General features: G+C 36.1%; 9 protein-coding genes. All 9 read left to right on the top strand.

Translation table 11 applies throughout. The annotated features are described in order from the left end of the window. Positions 1–23: 23 nt before the first annotated feature. A complete protein-coding gene (locus FS85_RS0100550; protein WP_010133985.1) occupies positions 24–1,187 on the top strand; it encodes a FecR family protein in 1,164 nt (387 codons plus the stop codon). Between the two features lie 182 nt (positions 1,188–1,369). Next, complete coding sequence (locus tag FS85_RS0100545) at positions 1,370–4,792, top strand: SusC/RagA family TonB-linked outer membrane protein (RefSeq protein WP_010133984.1); 3,423 nt, start codon at positions 1,370–1,372, stop codon at positions 4,790–4,792. 22 nt (positions 4,793–4,814) lie between these two features. Then, positions 4,815–6,287: a RagB/SusD family nutrient uptake outer membrane protein gene (locus FS85_RS0100540; protein WP_010133982.1), complete on the top strand. Its 1,473-nt coding sequence runs from the start codon at positions 4,815–4,817 to the stop codon at positions 6,285–6,287. A 36-nt stretch (positions 6,288–6,323) separates the two neighbouring features. Continuing rightward, positions 6,324–7,079: a DUF4843 domain-containing protein gene (locus tag FS85_RS0100535; protein ID WP_010133980.1), complete on the top strand. Its 756-nt coding sequence runs from the start codon at positions 6,324–6,326 to the stop codon at positions 7,077–7,079. 55 nt (positions 7,080–7,134) lie between these two features. Next, positions 7,135–8,676, top strand: coding sequence for a PKD-like family lipoprotein (locus FS85_RS0100530; RefSeq protein ID WP_010133979.1), 1,542 nt, complete (start codon positions 7,135–7,137; stop codon positions 8,674–8,676). A gap of 111 nt (positions 8,677–8,787) precedes the next feature. After that, positions 8,788–11,061: a Gldg family protein gene (locus FS85_RS0100520; RefSeq protein ID WP_010133977.1), complete on the top strand. Its 2,274-nt coding sequence runs from the start codon at positions 8,788–8,790 to the stop codon at positions 11,059–11,061. Positions 11,062–11,095: 34 nt separating this feature from the next. Beyond that, positions 11,096–12,022 (top strand): ABC transporter ATP-binding protein, encoded by a 927-nt coding sequence (locus FS85_RS0100515; RefSeq protein ID WP_010133976.1) that lies wholly within the window; start codon positions 11,096–11,098, stop codon positions 12,020–12,022. A 2-nt stretch (positions 12,023–12,024) separates the two neighbouring features. After that, the gene (locus FS85_RS0100510) at positions 12,025–14,283 is read left to right on the top strand and encodes a Gldg family protein (RefSeq protein WP_010133975.1); all 2,259 of its coding nucleotides are present in this window, start codon (positions 12,025–12,027) and stop codon (positions 14,281–14,283) included. Between the two features lie 6 nt (positions 14,284–14,289). Further along, positions 14,290–17,094 (top strand): M16 family metallopeptidase, encoded by a 2,805-nt coding sequence (locus tag FS85_RS0100505; RefSeq protein ID WP_010133974.1) that lies wholly within the window; start codon positions 14,290–14,292, stop codon positions 17,092–17,094. The last annotated feature ends 198 nt before the right edge of the window (positions 17,095–17,292 follow it).

Genomic DNA, 17,292 nt, shown 5'->3' with positions numbered 1-17,292 from the left:
GTCTAAAAGTAATAATCAATAAGGTGAAAAAAAGAGATATTTTATTTAAGAAATTAACTTCTCAACTACAGGATCAAGAAGAAGAAGCTTTTCAGCAATGGCTGCAAAAATCAGAAGAAAACAGCCAATTGTATGAAAGCTTAACATTGCTGCAAAAAGAAAAAAAAGAGTTCAAAGCTTATCAACATTTAGATGTTGATAAGGCATGGAAAAAAGTTCAAACAAAATCTAAGAGCAAAAATCATCTACCCCTAAAACAAAAAGTTAAAAAGAAAAGTACTTTTTGGATGATGGTTGCTTGTATTGCTTTGCTTGTAGGTTCTGTAACAGGTTTGTCGTTGTTTACTGCATCGTCCACAACACCGATAGAGGCAAACAAACCAACCAGTATACAAACCGGATCGGACAAAGCAGTGTTGACTTTGGCAGATGGTACACAGGTTACTTTGCAAAAAGGCAAACAGTACCAAACCCAAAGCTTACAATGCAACGGAGAGCAATTGGTTTACAAAGAACCTGTAAAAGATCAGGTGCAGTTTAATTACCTCACAGTGCCAAGAGGTGGGCAATTTTTAGTGCAGTTGGAAGATGGAACCAAAGTTTGGTTGAATTCTGAAACGCAGTTAAAATATCCAACCGTATTTGTACCAGGCCAAACCAGACAGGTAAGCCTGGTATACGGAGAGGCCTATTTTGATGTATCACCAAGTGAGAACCATAACGGAGCTGCTTTTGTAGTAGCTCATAAACAGCAACTCATAAAGGTTTTGGGTACAGAGTTTAATGTAAAAGCATATAAAGGCGAAGCGTACGTTTATACTACTTTGGTAGAAGGAAGTGTGAAGGTTAACATACAGGAAAAAGAAAAAGTTTTGATTCCAAATCAGCAAGCAGTTTGGTCGCTTCAGGATAAAACTTTAGAAATGGCTACTGTTGCTGTGGAACCAGAAATTTCTTGGAAACAAGGCATTTTTCATTTTGAAGGAAGCCAATTGCAAGATATTATGAAAGTGCTAGGTCGTTGGTATGATGTGGATTTTGAGTTTGAAAATCAAAAACTTAAGGAAACCAAATTTGTTGGGCTGATTAAAAAAAGTTATCAAATAGAAGAAATTCTGATGTTGATGAAATCGGCAGATATCATAACCGAGTATAAAATAAATAAAAGAACAATTGTTTTAAAATAATAATAGATGCATCAAAAAAAAAGTTGCCTATGAAGAGAAAAGAATAACCAAACCTAAATGATAGCAAATAAAAAAAGGAGGTCATAGCCTTGAACCCTAGGAAAGTTAAATAGACTATTTCCCCCGATTCTTTGTTTGCACGTCAGTAATGAAAAAATCACTAACTATTGAACTGCAAATTTATGAAAATTAATTTGACCCGAATTCCTTTTAATCAAAAAAAAGGAGGGCTGGCTTGTATGTTGTTTGTACTAGTCACGCTATTTTACACTTCGGTACAAGGAGCTTCTTATAGCCCAACAATCAGCCCAACCTTGTACCAAACAACTAAGATTTATATAGAAAAAGATCAAACTATTTCTGTGGACGAAGTGTTTAAAATCATCAAAACACAAACCCAAGATTTTATGTTTATCTACCGAGAAGATTTGTTTGTGAATACACCCAAAGTAACACTCAAAAAAGGGAGCTATACCCTAGATGATCTTTTAAGCATTAGTTTGCCTAAAGACAAGTATAGCATTACGATTACTGAAAACAATACCATTGTTATCAAAGAAAAAAAGAAAACATTGCAACAACCCAAAAGAGTTATGGGAAAAGTAATGGATGTTTCTGGAAATCCGTTGCCAAGCGTGTCTGTGGTTGTTAAGCAAGAAGCAATTGGTACTAGTACGGATGCCAATGGAAATTATCGAATTTTGGTGCCTAGTAGCGAGAGTATTTTGATCTTTTCTAGCTTGGGTTTTGCCACACAAGAAATAATGGTAGGCAATCAATCTACTGTTGATGTAAAACTGGAACCTTCACTAAATGAGTTGGATGAGGTGGTGATATCTACAGGGATTTTTAAAAGAAAGGCAGGAAACTATACCGGAGCTACTACTACCGTTAGTAAAGAACAACTTAAACGTGTAGGAAATGCAAATTTATTTCAAACCTTAAAAAACATAGACCCGTCGATTGCTATTTTTGATAGTTTTGAATTGGGTTCTGATCCCAATGCTTTGCCCGATGTGCAAATAAGAGGGGCATCTTCTTTTCCTGTTGAAAATAATGAATTGAGTGCAAGTTTGAGGGGAAACTATTTAAAAAGCCCTAACCAACCTTTGTTTATTCTAAATGGTTTTGAAAGTACTATCGAACAAATTTTAGATTTAGACATCAACTTTATAGAGAGTGTAACCATTTTAAAAGATGCAGCTTCCAAAGCCATCTATGGTTCCAAAGCGGCCAATGGGGTAGTGGTTATCGAAACCCAAAAATTGAGTAAAGAAAAGGTAAGAATTACCTACAATGCCAATGTTGATTTGGAAATTCCAGATTTAACCAGCTACAATCTTACCAATGCACTCGAAAAAATTGAAGCAGAACGTATTGATGGCGTGTATTTGCCTACTGTTTTTTCTGATGCAGACGATTTGGTACGATTGGAGCAGTTGTACAACTACCGAAAAAAATTAGCCTTAGAAGGTTTGGACACCGATTGGATTTCGAAACCTTTGCAAACAGGAATAGGACAACGTCATTCACTTTCGGTAGAACTAGGAGGTAATGCTTTGCGTATGTTGGCCAACTTATCTTACAACGATGTAGCGGGGGTTATGAAAGGATCGGGGCGAAAAATCTTGAGTGGAAATGTCAATACTTTTTATCGTGTAAAAAATGTGTCTTTTACCAATCGTACTTTTATTACGCAAAACGATGCTAGCGAATCTCCTTACGGAACGTTTAATGAATATGTAAAAATGAATCCCTATTGGCAAGCGGTTAATCCAGATGGATCTATTCCGTATTATGCAGAAATTGCCCCTGATGGAACTCGCTATACCAATCCGTTGTACAACACAACCATCAACACAAAAGCGACATCATCATACCTTAATTTTTTAAACAACTTATACGTGCAATGGGATATATTGCCAGAATTGAGAGCAACTACACGTATAGGAATTGATGTAAAACACAGTGATGCAGATATCTTTTTGCCTTCGGATCACACTAGTTTTGATGCTTATGTTAGTGATGAAGATTTACAACGCAAAGGTTCGTACCAAGTAAATGACGGAAACAGCAAACGTGTTTCGGGAGATTTTAACTTAATGTACAACAAGACTTTTGGTAAACACACTTATTTTTCTAATGTAGGGTTCAATATCAGCGAACAAAAATACCAAGAAATCATTCACAAAGTTGAAGGCTTTCCTAGCGGTAGAAACCACATTACTTTTGGTAGAGATTATGTACTAGGAACAAGACCTTCTGGAATTGAAGGAGTTTCCAGAGATGTAGGTTTTTTAGCTGTAGGTTCTTACGTTTACGACAACCGTTTTTTATCTGATATTACACTTAGAACCAATGCATCTTCACAGTTTGGAGAGAATAATAGGTGGGCTAATTTTTGGAGTTTAGGATTGGGATGGAATTTACACAATGAGTCTTTTTTAAAACAAAATTGGTTAGATGTTTTTAGACTTAGAGGAAGTATAGGATCTACAGGAAATCAAAATTTTAACAGCAATGCATCTATTGCAACGTATTCGTATTATTTAGACAACCTGTACCAAGGTTTTAGCGGATCGTATCTAAACAATTTGGCCAATCCTAATTTGCAATGGGAAGCCAAAATGGATTACAATGCTGGTTTAGATTTACAACTAAAAGGGCTGACCTTAAAATTTGATGTTTATCAGAGTATTACCGAGAATTTAATCACCGATTTAACAGTGCCTACCTCTACAGGGTTCAATAGTGTGAAAGAAAATATAGGTCGTGTTAAAAATTCAGGGATAGAAATCAACGCTTCGTATTTGGTATGGTCCAACAACACCAGTTTTTTGTCTTTAAACTTTGGAATTCAAACCAATAAGAATGAAATTGTAGAACTTTCTGATGCCCTGACAACTGCCAACGATTTGGCCAAAGAAAGAGCAGCAGACAGAGGAAACAACCAGCCCGTACTCATCTATGAAGATGGTCGATCACTCAACGCCATTTGGGCGGTACCTTCTTTAGGAATAGACCCAGCTACGGGGAATGAAATTTATGTAGACAAAGACGGAAACACCACGTTTGAATGGAGTGCAGATGATATGGTGGTGGCTGGAAATAGCAATCCGAAATACCGAGGAGTTTTAGGATTAAACGGAGAATACAAAGGTTTTGGTTTTGGAATTACAGGACGTTTCCTTGGTGGAGGTCAGTTGTACAATCAAACCTTGGTAGATCGAGTAGAAAATGTAGATATCAATTACAATGTAGACAAACGTGTGCTAACTGGGAGGTGGTTAACTCCAGGGCAAGAAGCTTTGTACAAGCGTTTGGGAGATTACAACCGTAGCAACGGAGATGGTACTGTAACAGCTTATCAGGAGCTTACACGTGCTACTACACGTTTTGTTCAGGATAGAAATGAATTGGACATTTCGTCCATTAATTTGTATTACAATTTTCAAGATAAGTGGATAGAATCTATGGGCTTGGATCGTTTGAAGTTGAGCTTTAATATGAACGAAGTTGCCAAATTTTCGAGTATAGAAATAGAACGAGGAACCAGCTATCCTTTTGCAAGAACCTTATCTTTTTCACTTTCTGCTACCTTTTAATAACAATAAAAACAGATAAATTATGAAAAATACCATCTATAAAATACAGAAAAATATCTTGCTGTTTTTGGGACTGTTTTTATGTGTTTCCTGTGAAGATTTTTTAGAAGAAACATCATCAGCTACCATTACAGCTTCTAGCCAGTTTGATACCGAAACAGGGTTTAAAGATGCGTTAATAGGCGTGTATATAGGAATGACACAACCAGAGTTGTATAGCAAGGACCTTAGTTTTAATTTGATTGATATTCTAAGCAGGCAATACGAGCCTTTAACGAGCAATGCACTTTATAGTCAAGCGCAAAATTTTAATTATCGAGGTACTTTAGCAACTGCCCAAATAGATGCTTTGTGGATAAAATCCTACAATATCATCGCTAATATCAACAGTGCATTAGAGGCAATAGACAACAAACAAGACGTATTGGGTACTGTAAACTATGCTCTTATCAAAGGAGAGTTGTTAGGCCTGCGTGCTTTCTTACATTTTGATTTGTTGCGTTTGTATGGACTTGGAAACCTTAATAACAGATCGAGTCTTGATGCAGAGTTGACTATTCCTTACGTACAGGATTTTAGTAAGAACGTAACCTCGCCTAAAAATTATACCACTACTTTTCAATTGTTAGAACAAGATTTAGAAGAAGCATTGATGTTGTTAGAAGAGGATCCAATCTACACACAAATTGAGCGTTCGGATTCGTACTACACAGAAGTCAACAGAACAGGTTTTTACAATCATAGAGAGTTGCGTATGAATTATTACGCAGTAAAAGCTCTACAAGCAAGAGTTATGTTGTGGAAAGGAGGAACGGAGGATCTTGAAACGGCACGTTTGGCAGCAGAAGAGGTGATGCAATATGTTACTACTGCTTTGATAAATGCACAAACGTACCCTGTAGCATCTGATCCTTTGTTGTATCCAGAAATTTTGTTTGGGTTAAATGTTACAGATTTGGGAACGACCACTGTTGGAATCTTAAATGCAGCGACAACGGATACCAATTACAACGCTTTGTATTTGTCTCAAGGAACTGCAGACGAGGTTTATGAAACTAGCAATGTAAACATTGGAGTGGCTGATATTCGTTACAACACATTGCTAGAAGGACAAACTCGTGGTTTGGTAAGTACCAAACTTATACAAAAGTCAGGTATTTTAAATCCTGAAATAGTACCTCTTATCAAATTACCAGAAATGTACTATATCGCTGCCGAAGCACGCATACAATCAGGCTCTGATTTAGCAACGGCTGTAAATTATTTAAACACCGTACGCAGCAGCAGAGGAATTATAGAAGAAATTCCAGCATCAGCTACCCAAGAAGAGTTAAAGTTAGAATTAGAAAAAGAGTATCGAAAAGAATTTGTGGGTGAGGGACAATTGTTTTTCTACTACAAAAGATTGGGTTATACAACGTTTCCTGGAATAGGGGATGATGTTGTAGTAGACGATGCTATTTATGTATTGCCTTATCCAGATACAGAATTGTAGATAGAATGCATTGCAAATTCATAAAAAACACAAAAGATGAAAACAATCAAATCAATCATAAAATACGTAACGATGGGGATGCTTTGCATAGTTACCCTGGCTTGTGCTAAAGATGAAATAGAAGCTTTTAAAGGAGCGGATGGTGTAACTTTTTTGCCGCAATCCGAAACCAAACAATACCAATCTACTTATTCCTTTTTGGGTAATGAAACAGGAGAGTATTTGCAAGAGGTACAGGTACAGGTTATTGGTCAGGCAGCAGAAATAGATCGTTATTTTCGTGTAGTTCCTGTTTTGGGTGATGAAACCACCGCAGACGAAAGTTTGTACGAAATTGTAGAAGGTGTTGTGAAAGCAAACGAGTATAGCGGAGTCTTAAAAGTAAAATTACGAAATGCTACGACCTTGGCCAATCAAACGGTTTCTTTACAGTTGCAATTAGAAGATTCGGATGATTTTAGTGCAGGTGTGGTAGAGACCAACAAATTTACTTTGTCTTGGACAGATCAAATTGTAGTACCTGCCTGGACTTATATTCGCTTCTTTTTTACACCAGTAGCCAGTACGGCAGCCTATAGGGTGTTTGTAACCTCTACTGGGCTTATGGAGTTTGGTAGAACGGAATATATACAGGTAGGTAGTGCTGGTGCTGTTGCCTTGGGAACCAAGTTTGGAGATTACATCAAACAATGGAATTTAGACCATCCAGACAATCCACTTTTACACGATGATGGTAGCTTGGCTGGGCAGCCTATAGTGCCACGTTACTACACCAAATCTAAATACGATTAATGTATCATTTTGTTGCTTTTATATCTTAATAGTAACAAACAAAAAACGATATTCAATGAAAAAATTATATACCACCTTGTTATGTTGTTGCCTGCTACTTTTAGGGCTCACAACCTCGTGTTACAAAGACGATAGTCAATTGGCAACACGTAAAATTACGGCAGTTTCTATAGATACTACTGGGATGAGTACCTTAAGTGTACGTCAATTTGAACACCTGAAAATTACTCCAGATTTGGATTTTGGAGATTTAAATCCAGAGGATTTGTCTTATGAATGGCAAATTAATTTTGAGCCAGGAGATGAGTTCTTTGATGTTATCAGTACAGAAAAAAACTTAGATTATGAAGTGCGATTGCCTCCCAATAGAGTAGGGAAATACCATTTGGTGTATTACAAAGTTACCGACAATGCTACGGGACTTGTGTATAGTACATCTTGGCCCTTAACTGTGTTGAATAATATTGGCGAGGGGTTGGTAATTGCTGTCACTCCCGATGGTGTTCATACCGATTTTAGCCACATTATGTCGCCAGAAGTTACACAAGACGGTACAGAAGTAAGTGTAAAATACAACGTGTATTCTGCCATCAATGGTCAAATGCTTAATGGTTTAGTAAAACAAATGCGTTTTACCACCATTTACGGTGTAGATGCTTTGATGAGTATTACAGATCAAGATATTTACCGAATCAATACATTAGATTATACGTACGAGGGAAAAAATGATGATTTGTTTTTCTCTGCCAAGTCTACCTATCAGCCTCAAGCTTTAGGTGCTGTTGTACAAGGAGATGTGTATGTAGGCGAAGGGCAGTTGACAGCCACTTACTTAGGCGTTTCTCGTAAGTTTGGCTTGCCATTCGATTTCAGTTATCAAGTTCCTGCAGAACTGGCTTACAATGGTTTTTCTTATTACCCACTTCCTGTCCGATTTAATTTTTACGATGAGCAAAACGAACATTTTGTGTATTTGCCTAGCATTCAGTTTGGAGACACCAATATGCATCCTGTACCCGCAAATACAGAAGGAGTGTTTGATCCGATGAATGTGCTTAACAAAGAAAACGTAGCTGCAGGAGTCAGTACTACAGGAGATTTTAGACATTTGCTGAAAGATAAAGCCACAGGAGAATTGGCTTTGTATGTGTTTGATGGTGGCGGAGATCAATACCCAAGCCCAATTCCGCCAGCACCAAAATCATATTACAGTTTGGTTGGTGCTCCGGAAATAGATCAGGCAAAGTTTTTTGTGTTTTTGGTAGATCAACGCGTGATGTATTACGCTACAGAAACCAAAATTTATGCTATGTTGTACAGTACAGATACACCTAGTTTTGAAGAACGATATACGGTGCCATCAGGCGAAACAATCACAACTTTGCAGTTGTATCAACAATCGGGTTACCCAGACAAATACAGTTCGGACAACATTGCGACCAATAACAAGCAATTGGTAATGTCTACGTATAACGGTAGTCAGGGAAAAGTGTCTTTATTGCCTATCACCAATATTGGCTTAGGTACTGTTGATGAAGCGAACATAAAAACCTTTGACGGATTTGACAAAGTCGTTGCCATTGCTCCTCAAAAATAAAGATGTACTAACCTACAAAATAAGTATCTTGTTTTGTAGGTTAGTACTACTCTTTGTCTCATTTTTAACACATCAGTATATAGCTGATTTTTATATGCCCCCTTTGATATCATGAAACAAATCATAAGAATTGCTAGAGTAGAACTAAGTATTTTGTTTTATTCTCCGGTAGCTTGGTTGTTGCTCATTGTTTTTGTTGTTCAGTGCGGTATTACCCTCACGGAATTGTTAGATGCAAAAGCTGCAAGCCAAGAACTAGGTAACCAATTAAAAGGATTAACTCAGTCTGTGTTCGGAGGACACAATGCTTTTTTTAATTCAGTAAAAAATAAAATACACCTTTACATTCCTCTTTTAACCATGGGGTTAATGAGTAGAGAATTAAGCAGTGGTTCCATCAAATTGTTGTATGCTTCCCCGGTTACCAATTTACAGATCATTTTAGGGAAATACGTAGCCATGATGGGATATTGTTTTCTTTGGGTGCTTGTGTTATTAACAGCGGGTTGTGTTGGATATTTGTATATAGATGCTCTTGATGTTTGGTATGTCTTATCGGGAATTTTAGGAATTTATCTGTTGGCTTGTGCTTATGCAGCCATTGGGTTGTTTGTGTCCGGACTCACCTCGTATCAATTGGTTGCTGCTATGGGAACTATGGCTTTGTTAGCCTTGTTGAATTTTATGGGGTCGGTAGGGCAAAGTATCGATTTTGTAAGACAAGTTACCTATTGGTTGTCTATGGCAGACCGTGTTGATAATTTTAGAGTAGGTCTTATAAGTAGCAAAGATGTGTGGTATTTTGTGCTAATTGTGTTTTTGTTTTTGAGTTTAAGTGTACTAAAACTAAACTACAACCGAAGTGCACAAAGTGGCATGATTAAAAAAATAAAATACCTTGCAGTAGTAATGCTGGTATTAGCTTTGGGGTATTTTACATCTTTGCCAAGTATTAATGGTTATTTAGATACTACGAGGAACAAAACCAATACCTTAACAACACAAACGCAACAAATACTCAATCGTTTAGAGGAACCTTTAAAAATGACAGTTTACACAAATGTGGTGAATTATTTTGCACATGTTGGAGCTCCAAAATTTAGAATGTATGACTTGCATCAGTTTGAAGAATATACACGCTTTTTACCCAATTTAGAGATAGACTACATTCCTTATTACAATTACACACTAGACAAGAGAGATGCACAACTAAAAAGTTTAGATGACAAAGCAAAACGATCTGCTACAGCTTATGGATACGATTTTGATAAAGTATTACGACCCAAAGAAATTGAAAAAATAATCGACCTTTCTGATGAAAAAAATGGATTTGTTAGAGTGCTTAGTTACCAAGGTAAAACCGCTGTATTACGAATGTTTTTTGATATGATAGGATACCCCAAAGAAGCAGAAATAACAGCAGCAATTCAGAATTTATTAGAAGCTCCTTACGAAATTCAGGTGCTAAGTGGTCATCAAGAAAGAAGCATAGCAAAAAAGGGAGACAAAGACTATTTAACCATTTTAAACACCTTGAATTATAGGAGTTCATTAATCAATCAAGGGTTTCAGTTAAACGAAGTTTTAGTAGATTCGGTTGCTCTAGAGCCCAAAGAAAACAAAGTTTTGTTAGTAGCTGATCCTATGGAGGCTTACGAACCACAACAGCTAGAAAAAATAAGAACTTATTTGCGTAATGGTGGCCATGCTATTTTTGCTACAGAGCCAGGGAAAATTAGCTTGTTGATGCCTGTTTTAAAAGAAATTGGAGTTCAGGTGTCTGAGGGAGTGGTTTTGCAAAAGTCAAAAGATTATAAGCCGGATTTGGTTTTAACGCATTTAGATACTGCTGCTTTTTCTGAAGGATTTTCTATAACATCAAAAAAAGTCATTAGCTTGTCTAGAACAACAACAATTAAGGTAAAAGATACCTTGGGGTTTCAGGCTTTTCCATTGTTAACCTCAGCTTCAGATTCTTTGTATAGGCTGCCCGATGAGCATCGTACTTTTGTTTCGGATTCTCTTGCTTTTAATCAGGCTTTAAAAGTAACCCAGCCTTTGGTATTTGCTTGGGGTCTTAAGCGTAATTATAATGGTAAATCACAACGCATTGCGGTGCTGGGGGATGCTGATTTTATGAGCAATAAAGAGGTAAATAGAGGCAATGTAAAAGCACAAGAAAATGCCACGTTTGTAAAACAATTGTTCCGATGGTTTAGTGGAGGAAAATATCCTGTAGATGTACAAAAAATTCCACCAATAGACAATAAAATTACGGGAACACAAACAGAGATACAAAACACAAAATTGCTGTTCCTTTTTGGAGGTGGCGGCTCTATTTTACTTCTAGGTTCTTTTGTTTTATGGCAAAGAAAACGTAAGTAAAGAATAAAAAATAGTAGATACGAAATAGATAATTATGGAAGAAATAGTAGCAAAAGTTCAAAACTTGTCTCATAAATACAGCAAAGATTGGGCAATAAAAAATATAAATTTTGAAATTAAAAATCGTGGAATTTTAGGTTTGTTAGGTTCTAATGGAGCCGGAAAATCTACCACGATGAATATATTGTGTGGTGTCATCAATCAAACAGAAGGATTGGCACTTATTGAAGGAATTGATATTAGAGAAAACCCCGTAGAAGCAAAAAAATTGATTGGTTTTTTACCACAGAAAGCTCCTTTGTACCCTGAACTCACTGTAGATGAGTATTTAATCCATTGTGCTTATTTGCGATCCATTCCTAAAAAAGAAATACATGCGGCAGTTTCCAAGGCCAAAGAAAAGTGTGGTATTGCTCATTTTAGCAAGCGAGTATTAAAAAACTTATCAGGAGGTTATCAGCAGCGTGTGGGTTTGGCCCAAGCCATTATTCATCAACCTAAACTGGTAGTTTTGGACGAACCAACCAACGGATTAGATCCTAATCAGATAGCTGAAGTAAGAAAATTAATCAAAGAAATAGCAGAAGATCGTGCGGTAATTTTGTCGACTCATATTTTGTCTGAAGTACAAGCAACCTGTGATACTATTGTGATGATTGAACACGGAGAAACGGTATTTCAAGATAGTTTGGAGGCTTTTAATAATTACAATCAGCCCAATGCAATAGTAGCGGTGTTTGATGAACCACCTACTGTAGAAGATTTGTTGGCTATGGAGGGAGTAAAAGAGGTAGAGTTTACAGGCACAAACCAAGTAAGGTTAACGGTAGCAACCGATGAAGGCATGACTAAAAAAATTGTAAAAAAGAGTATAGAAATGGGTTGGGAACTTTCAGAAATTCAACTAGAAAAAAGTTCGTTGGATGCTATTTTTGCTCAATTGTCTAAAAAAAATAAATAGGGATGAGAAAAATTCAAAAAATAGCACAGTTAGAACTTAGCTTGATGTTTTTCTCTCCTAGTGCGTGGATTGTGTTGGTGGTGTTTTTTGTACAAACAGGGGTTACTTTTACCGATTTGTTATACAAATACGAAACCAATCAACAATTAGGAAGACCTTTACAAGTGCTTACCAAAATATTATTTGCAGGGGAGGATGGAATTTTAACTGTAGCTCAGCAATATTTAGCTTTATACATTCCACTCATCACTATGGGGTTAATGACACGTGAGACTCATTCAGGATCTATTAAACTATTGTACTCATCGCCTGTAAAAACTTCCGAAATCATTTTTGGAAAATTTCTAGCGGTTGCCGTATATAATTTGTTGCTGGCTTTGGTATTAGTTAGTTTTATTCCTGTAGCCTATGCAACCATCGAACACGTAGACGTTTGGTTTGTTTTAGGAGGTGTGTTAGGTGTTTATTTGTTGATGTGTGCTTATGCAGCCATAGGTTTGTACTTATCTTGTTTAACCCAATACGCAGTGGTGGCTGTGGTAAGCACTTTTGCTGTGTTGGCTTTTTTAAATTTTATTGGTGAAGTAGGTCAGGCTTATGATTTTGTACGAGAAATAACGTACTGGCTATCTTTAAGAAACAGAACAGATGCTTTTGTAAATGGATTGTTGGTATCTCAGAATGTGTTGTATTTTTTATTGGTAATTTTTTTGTTTCTCACCCTAAGTATTTGGTGGTTAAAAAATCAAAGAAGAAGTAGTTCTCTTACTCAAAAAACAATGCGTTATGGCTTGCTAATTGTGGGTGTATTAACGGTGGGGTACGTTAGCAATCTTCCGCAATGGAACGTGTATGTAGATACCACTAGGTTTAAAGACCGAACCCTAACTCCCAATTCTCAAAAGCTGATTGGGCAATTTACCGAACCAATTCGCATAACAACCTATGTAAATGTTATTCATTATTCTGCACAATATGGAGCCCCGGAAAATAGAATTAAAGATTTAAAAAGGTTTGATTCTTACCGACGTTTTATGCCAAATTTAAAAATGGATTACGTGTATTATTACGATTCTATACCGTATATGAGTCCTAAAAATACCATAAAGCAAATGTTACAAAAAGCAGCTAAAGTGCATAAAATTGCATTAGAAGATATCAAAAGTCCAGAAGAAATTAGAGCTTTTGTAAATCTAAAAGCAGAAAACAACCGTTTGGTACGTTTTATTCATTACAAAGATAAGACGTTGCCTTTGCGAATGTTTGATGATATTTATGTGTATCCTAAAGAAAAAGACATTAGCTCAGTCTTAAAAACATTGCTAGAACAACCAGGCAAAGTTGGGGTGTTAGCGGCTAATGGAGAACGAAGTATAAAACAAAAAGGTGATGAATCGTATCAATTTTTGTTAAAAGGTTTAAACATTAGAGGTTCTTTAATTAACTCGGGTTTTGAGGTATTTCCGATAAACTTAGATCGTATAAATGAAATAGAGCCTTTGGATGTGTTGTTGATAAGCGATCCTGTAAAAGCTTACAATAGCTCACAATTGCAAAAAATAAACGATTATATCCAAAAAGGGGGGAATGTAATGTTTGCGGCAGAGGCAAGTTCTAGCAAATATTTAAACACCATTTTGAATCCACTTGGAGTTCAATTTATGCAGGGGTCTTTGTTACAGGAAAGTGAAGACTTTTCTCCAGATTTGATTCAGGTAAGTTTTGTAGATTCCTTAAAGACTACTCCATTTCAGTTTTATGATCAAGCAAAGATGGTACATCCCAAGGCAATTGGGATTGCTTTGTCGGAATCATCGGAGTTTACCTATACCCCAATTACTTTAACCAACAAACAAACTACTTGGGTCACCAAACAACCTGTTGATTTGGCTACACAAACTGTTGTATTTGATAGTGTTCATCAACAAAAAATAGCTGCACCAATCGCAGTTGCTTTGACAAGGGAGCGCAATAAGAAAATACAAAAAATAGTACTTGTTGGTGATGCCGATTTTATGAGTAATGAGCAGGTAGCTCGTAACAGTCCTAGGCATGTAAATATACTTTTTGCTCAAAAAATGTTCAAATGGTTTGCTAACAACAGGTACCCTGTAGCCACGGGTCGTCCCAAATCTATAGACAATGTTATTTTGGTTGATAGAGATCAGATCAATGGATTAAAAATAATTCTTTTAGGAGTTGTTCCTCTTATCATTATTAGTTTGCAGGCATCATTATTGATAAGAAGATTTAGAAAATAAATAGGTATGAAAATAAAAATTTTAAAAGTATTGTGTTTGCTAAGCTGGGTTTTGTCGGCACAAAGCCCAAATGTTGAATTGCCAACAGATAGTACTGTGGTAAAAGGGGTTTTGCCCAATGGGCTTAGCTACTATCTAAAAAGTACTCAGGCCACTAAAAATGTAGCAAGCTTTTACATTATTCAAAATGTGGGTTCTATCTTAGAGAACGAATCTCAGCGAGGGTTGGCTCATTTTTTAGAGCATATGGCTTTTAACGGAACAAAAAACTTTAAAGGAAAAGGTATTCTTAATACTTTGGAAAAGAAAGGATTAGTGTTTGGTAAAGACATCAATGCTTACACATCTTTTGACGAAACGGTATACAATATCAACAATTTAAGTACCGATGAGGAGGGAATGAATTTAGGTTTGATGATTTTACACGATTGGTCTAACGAACTGCTGTTAACAGAAGAGGAAATTGATGCAGAACGAGGAGTTATTAAAGAGGAATGGCGTACACGACAAAGTGGTGGGATGCGAATTTTACAGCAACAATTGCCTGTAATGTTCAACCATACTTTGTATGCAGAACGTATGCCTATTGGTTTGATGTCTGTAGTTGAGAATTTTGATTATTCAGCATTACGTTCGTTTTATCACGACTGGTATCGTACCGATTTGCAGGCCATTGCTATTGTAGGTGATTTTGAGCTAAAAGAAGTAGAGGAAAAAATAAAAAAGATATTTGGTTCTATTCCAAAAGTAGTACAACCAAAACCAAGAATAGAAATATCCATCCCAGAAAATAAAGAATTGGATTATGTGTTGGCTATGGATAAGGAGGTAGCAAGTTCTTCTGTAACCATGGGGATTAGACATCCTAAAAAAAAGAAGCCAACCACCACTAAAACTTTTAAGAAATCATTGTTTCAAGGGATGGCAATACATTTATTATCTAACAGGTTAAAAGAATTGTCGGTAAAACCAGAAGCGGCTTTTTTAAGTGCACGAGTTCATTTTGGTAGCCAGTCAAGAACTTCTAATGCATTAACTTTGCAGATAAGACCTAAGCCTGATAATCAGCAAATAGCTTTTGAACAAGTAATTACAGAATTGAATAGAGCCATACGTTTTGGTTTTACAGAAACAGAAGTAGAAAGAGCAAAAAAAACGTATGTAAAATCGTACCAAAATCAATTAAAGAGAAAAGACAAATGGTCTCATGCATATTGGGTAGAGCAAATAAAAAGTAATTTTTTAGAAGGAACTACCCTTACCGATATGGGACAGGAATTTGCTTTAGTTCAAGAAATTTTTAAACAATTAGCTGCAGCAGATCTACAACAAGAATTAAAAAAAATGTACACTCCATACAATCGTTATGTGATGGTTACAGGAGTCGAGGGCAAAAACAATTTGACCAAAACACAAGTGTTGACTACACTAGCAAAGGTAGAAACCAATAGTGATTTAAAGCCATATAAAGAAAAATTAGCGGGTAGTACTCTTTTGGGAGATTTAAAAATTGACTCTGGTACCATTACAACGATTAAAGAAAACGAAGGGTTAGAAGCTACCACCTTTGTGTTGAGTAATGGTTTAAAAGTACATTACAAATTTGTGAATAAAAATAAAAACGAAGTACAGTTAAAAGCCATGAGTAACGGTGGCATGTCTTTGGTTAGCAATCAAGATTTACCCTCTGCAAATTTGTTAGGTAGTGTGGTTCAGTTTTCTGGTTTAGGGGCATATAATGCTACTGATTTGCCTAAAATACTTACAGGTAAATCGGCCAGAGCTGATGTTAAAATCGGTCGTTTTTCGGAGAGTATTTCTGGAGCTTCGGTTACTGAAGATGTAGAAACCATGTTGCAATTGATGTATTTAAGGTTTATGGCACCTAGATTCGATAAACAAGGTTTTGAAGTAGTGATGCAAAATGTTGAAAACTATTTAACGCGAAAAAGCCAACGAGTAAACGATCAAATGAAAGATAGCTTGGTGACCGTTCTGTATGGAAAATCGCATCCTCGCAAAAGAATATTAGATAGTACTTTTGTTAAGGAAATTTCATTCAACTACATACAGCGTTTGTATCATGAACGTTTTGCTAATCCAGAAGATTTTGAATTTTTTATTGTAGGCGATGTACAGACAGATGTATTAAAACCATTGTTAGAAAAGTATGTGGCGAGTTTGCCAACAGAGCAACAAAAGTATGAAAAATGGAAGCCTATTACTACCCGCTGGAAATCAGATCTAATAAACAAAAAGATTGGTTTTGAAATGGAAGATCCTAAAACATCGGTTCATATTGCTTACAAACTGGAGACTCCTTTTAGCCTGCAAAAAATGTGGACAGCTCAAGCGTTAAAAGATGTTTTGCAACTTAGGTTTACAGAATCTTTACGTGAAGAAAAAGGGGGAACTTATGGAGCCTCTGTTGGAATAAATTTGACTAAAAAACCCAAAGGGCAATTAACCATGTCTGTTCGTTTTGATTGTGATCCAGACAAAGCAAACGAGCTAATAGAGATAGTCTACAAAGAATTGAAAGCCATTGCTAAAGGTGAGATAAAGTCTGAAGACTTGATAAAAACTAAAACCAATTATTTAAAAGAAAGAGAAGATGCTAAAAATTACAACCGTTATCAAATGCAAAGGCTTTTAAATTATTACAGAGAGGGTTACGATATGGATCTTCCTGAAAATTTTGAAAAATTGGTGACAGACATTCATGAAAAAGATTTGAAGAAGATGATGAAAAAAATGTTAAAAAATGGACATTCCTATCAGATTGTTTTTCATCCCAAAGCAAAGAAATAGTTGGTTAAATTAAGTTGATAAAATATCAAGAAATTGTTTTACCCCAAAAGACTCTCAGGCATTAGTTTGGAGGGTCTTTTTGTTTTTACTGATTAGGTTCGTATCAAAACGTGTGGCGAATTGTTCTGTTTTATAAGAGGTTTGTTTTGCTTGTTATTGTTTTTTTTATTTTGTTTAGTTGTTGTCTAGGGATTAAAT

Source organism: Ochrovirga pacifica, assembly GCF_000220525.1.
Classification (GTDB): Bacteria; Bacteroidota; Bacteroidia; order Flavobacteriales; family Flavobacteriaceae; genus Ochrovirga; species Ochrovirga pacifica.
The sequence above is the reverse complement of the archived record's forward strand: the minus strand, read 5'-3'. Positions and strand labels throughout refer to the sequence as shown.

What these genes read in the sequence shown, in the direction of transcription:
- FS85_RS0100545 (WP_010133984.1), top strand. Translation starts at nt 1,370, where the DNA reads ATGAAAATTAATTTGACCCGAATTCCTTTTAATCAAAAAAAAGGAGGG.
- FS85_RS0100540 (WP_010133982.1), top strand. Translation starts at nt 4,815, where the DNA reads ATGAAAAATACCATCTATAAAATACAGAAAAATATCTTGCTGTTTTTG.
- FS85_RS0100535 (WP_010133980.1), top strand. Translation starts at nt 6,324, where the DNA reads ATGAAAACAATCAAATCAATCATAAAATACGTAACGATGGGGATGCTT.
- FS85_RS0100530 (WP_010133979.1), top strand. Translation starts at nt 7,135, where the DNA reads ATGAAAAAATTATATACCACCTTGTTATGTTGTTGCCTGCTACTTTTA.
- FS85_RS0100520 (WP_010133977.1), top strand. Translation starts at nt 8,788, where the DNA reads ATGAAACAAATCATAAGAATTGCTAGAGTAGAACTAAGTATTTTGTTT.
- FS85_RS0100515 (WP_010133976.1), top strand. Translation starts at nt 11,096, where the DNA reads ATGGAAGAAATAGTAGCAAAAGTTCAAAACTTGTCTCATAAATACAGC.
- FS85_RS0100510 (WP_010133975.1), top strand. Translation starts at nt 12,025, where the DNA reads ATGAGAAAAATTCAAAAAATAGCACAGTTAGAACTTAGCTTGATGTTT.
- FS85_RS0100505 (WP_010133974.1), top strand. Translation starts at nt 14,290, where the DNA reads ATGAAAATAAAAATTTTAAAAGTATTGTGTTTGCTAAGCTGGGTTTTG.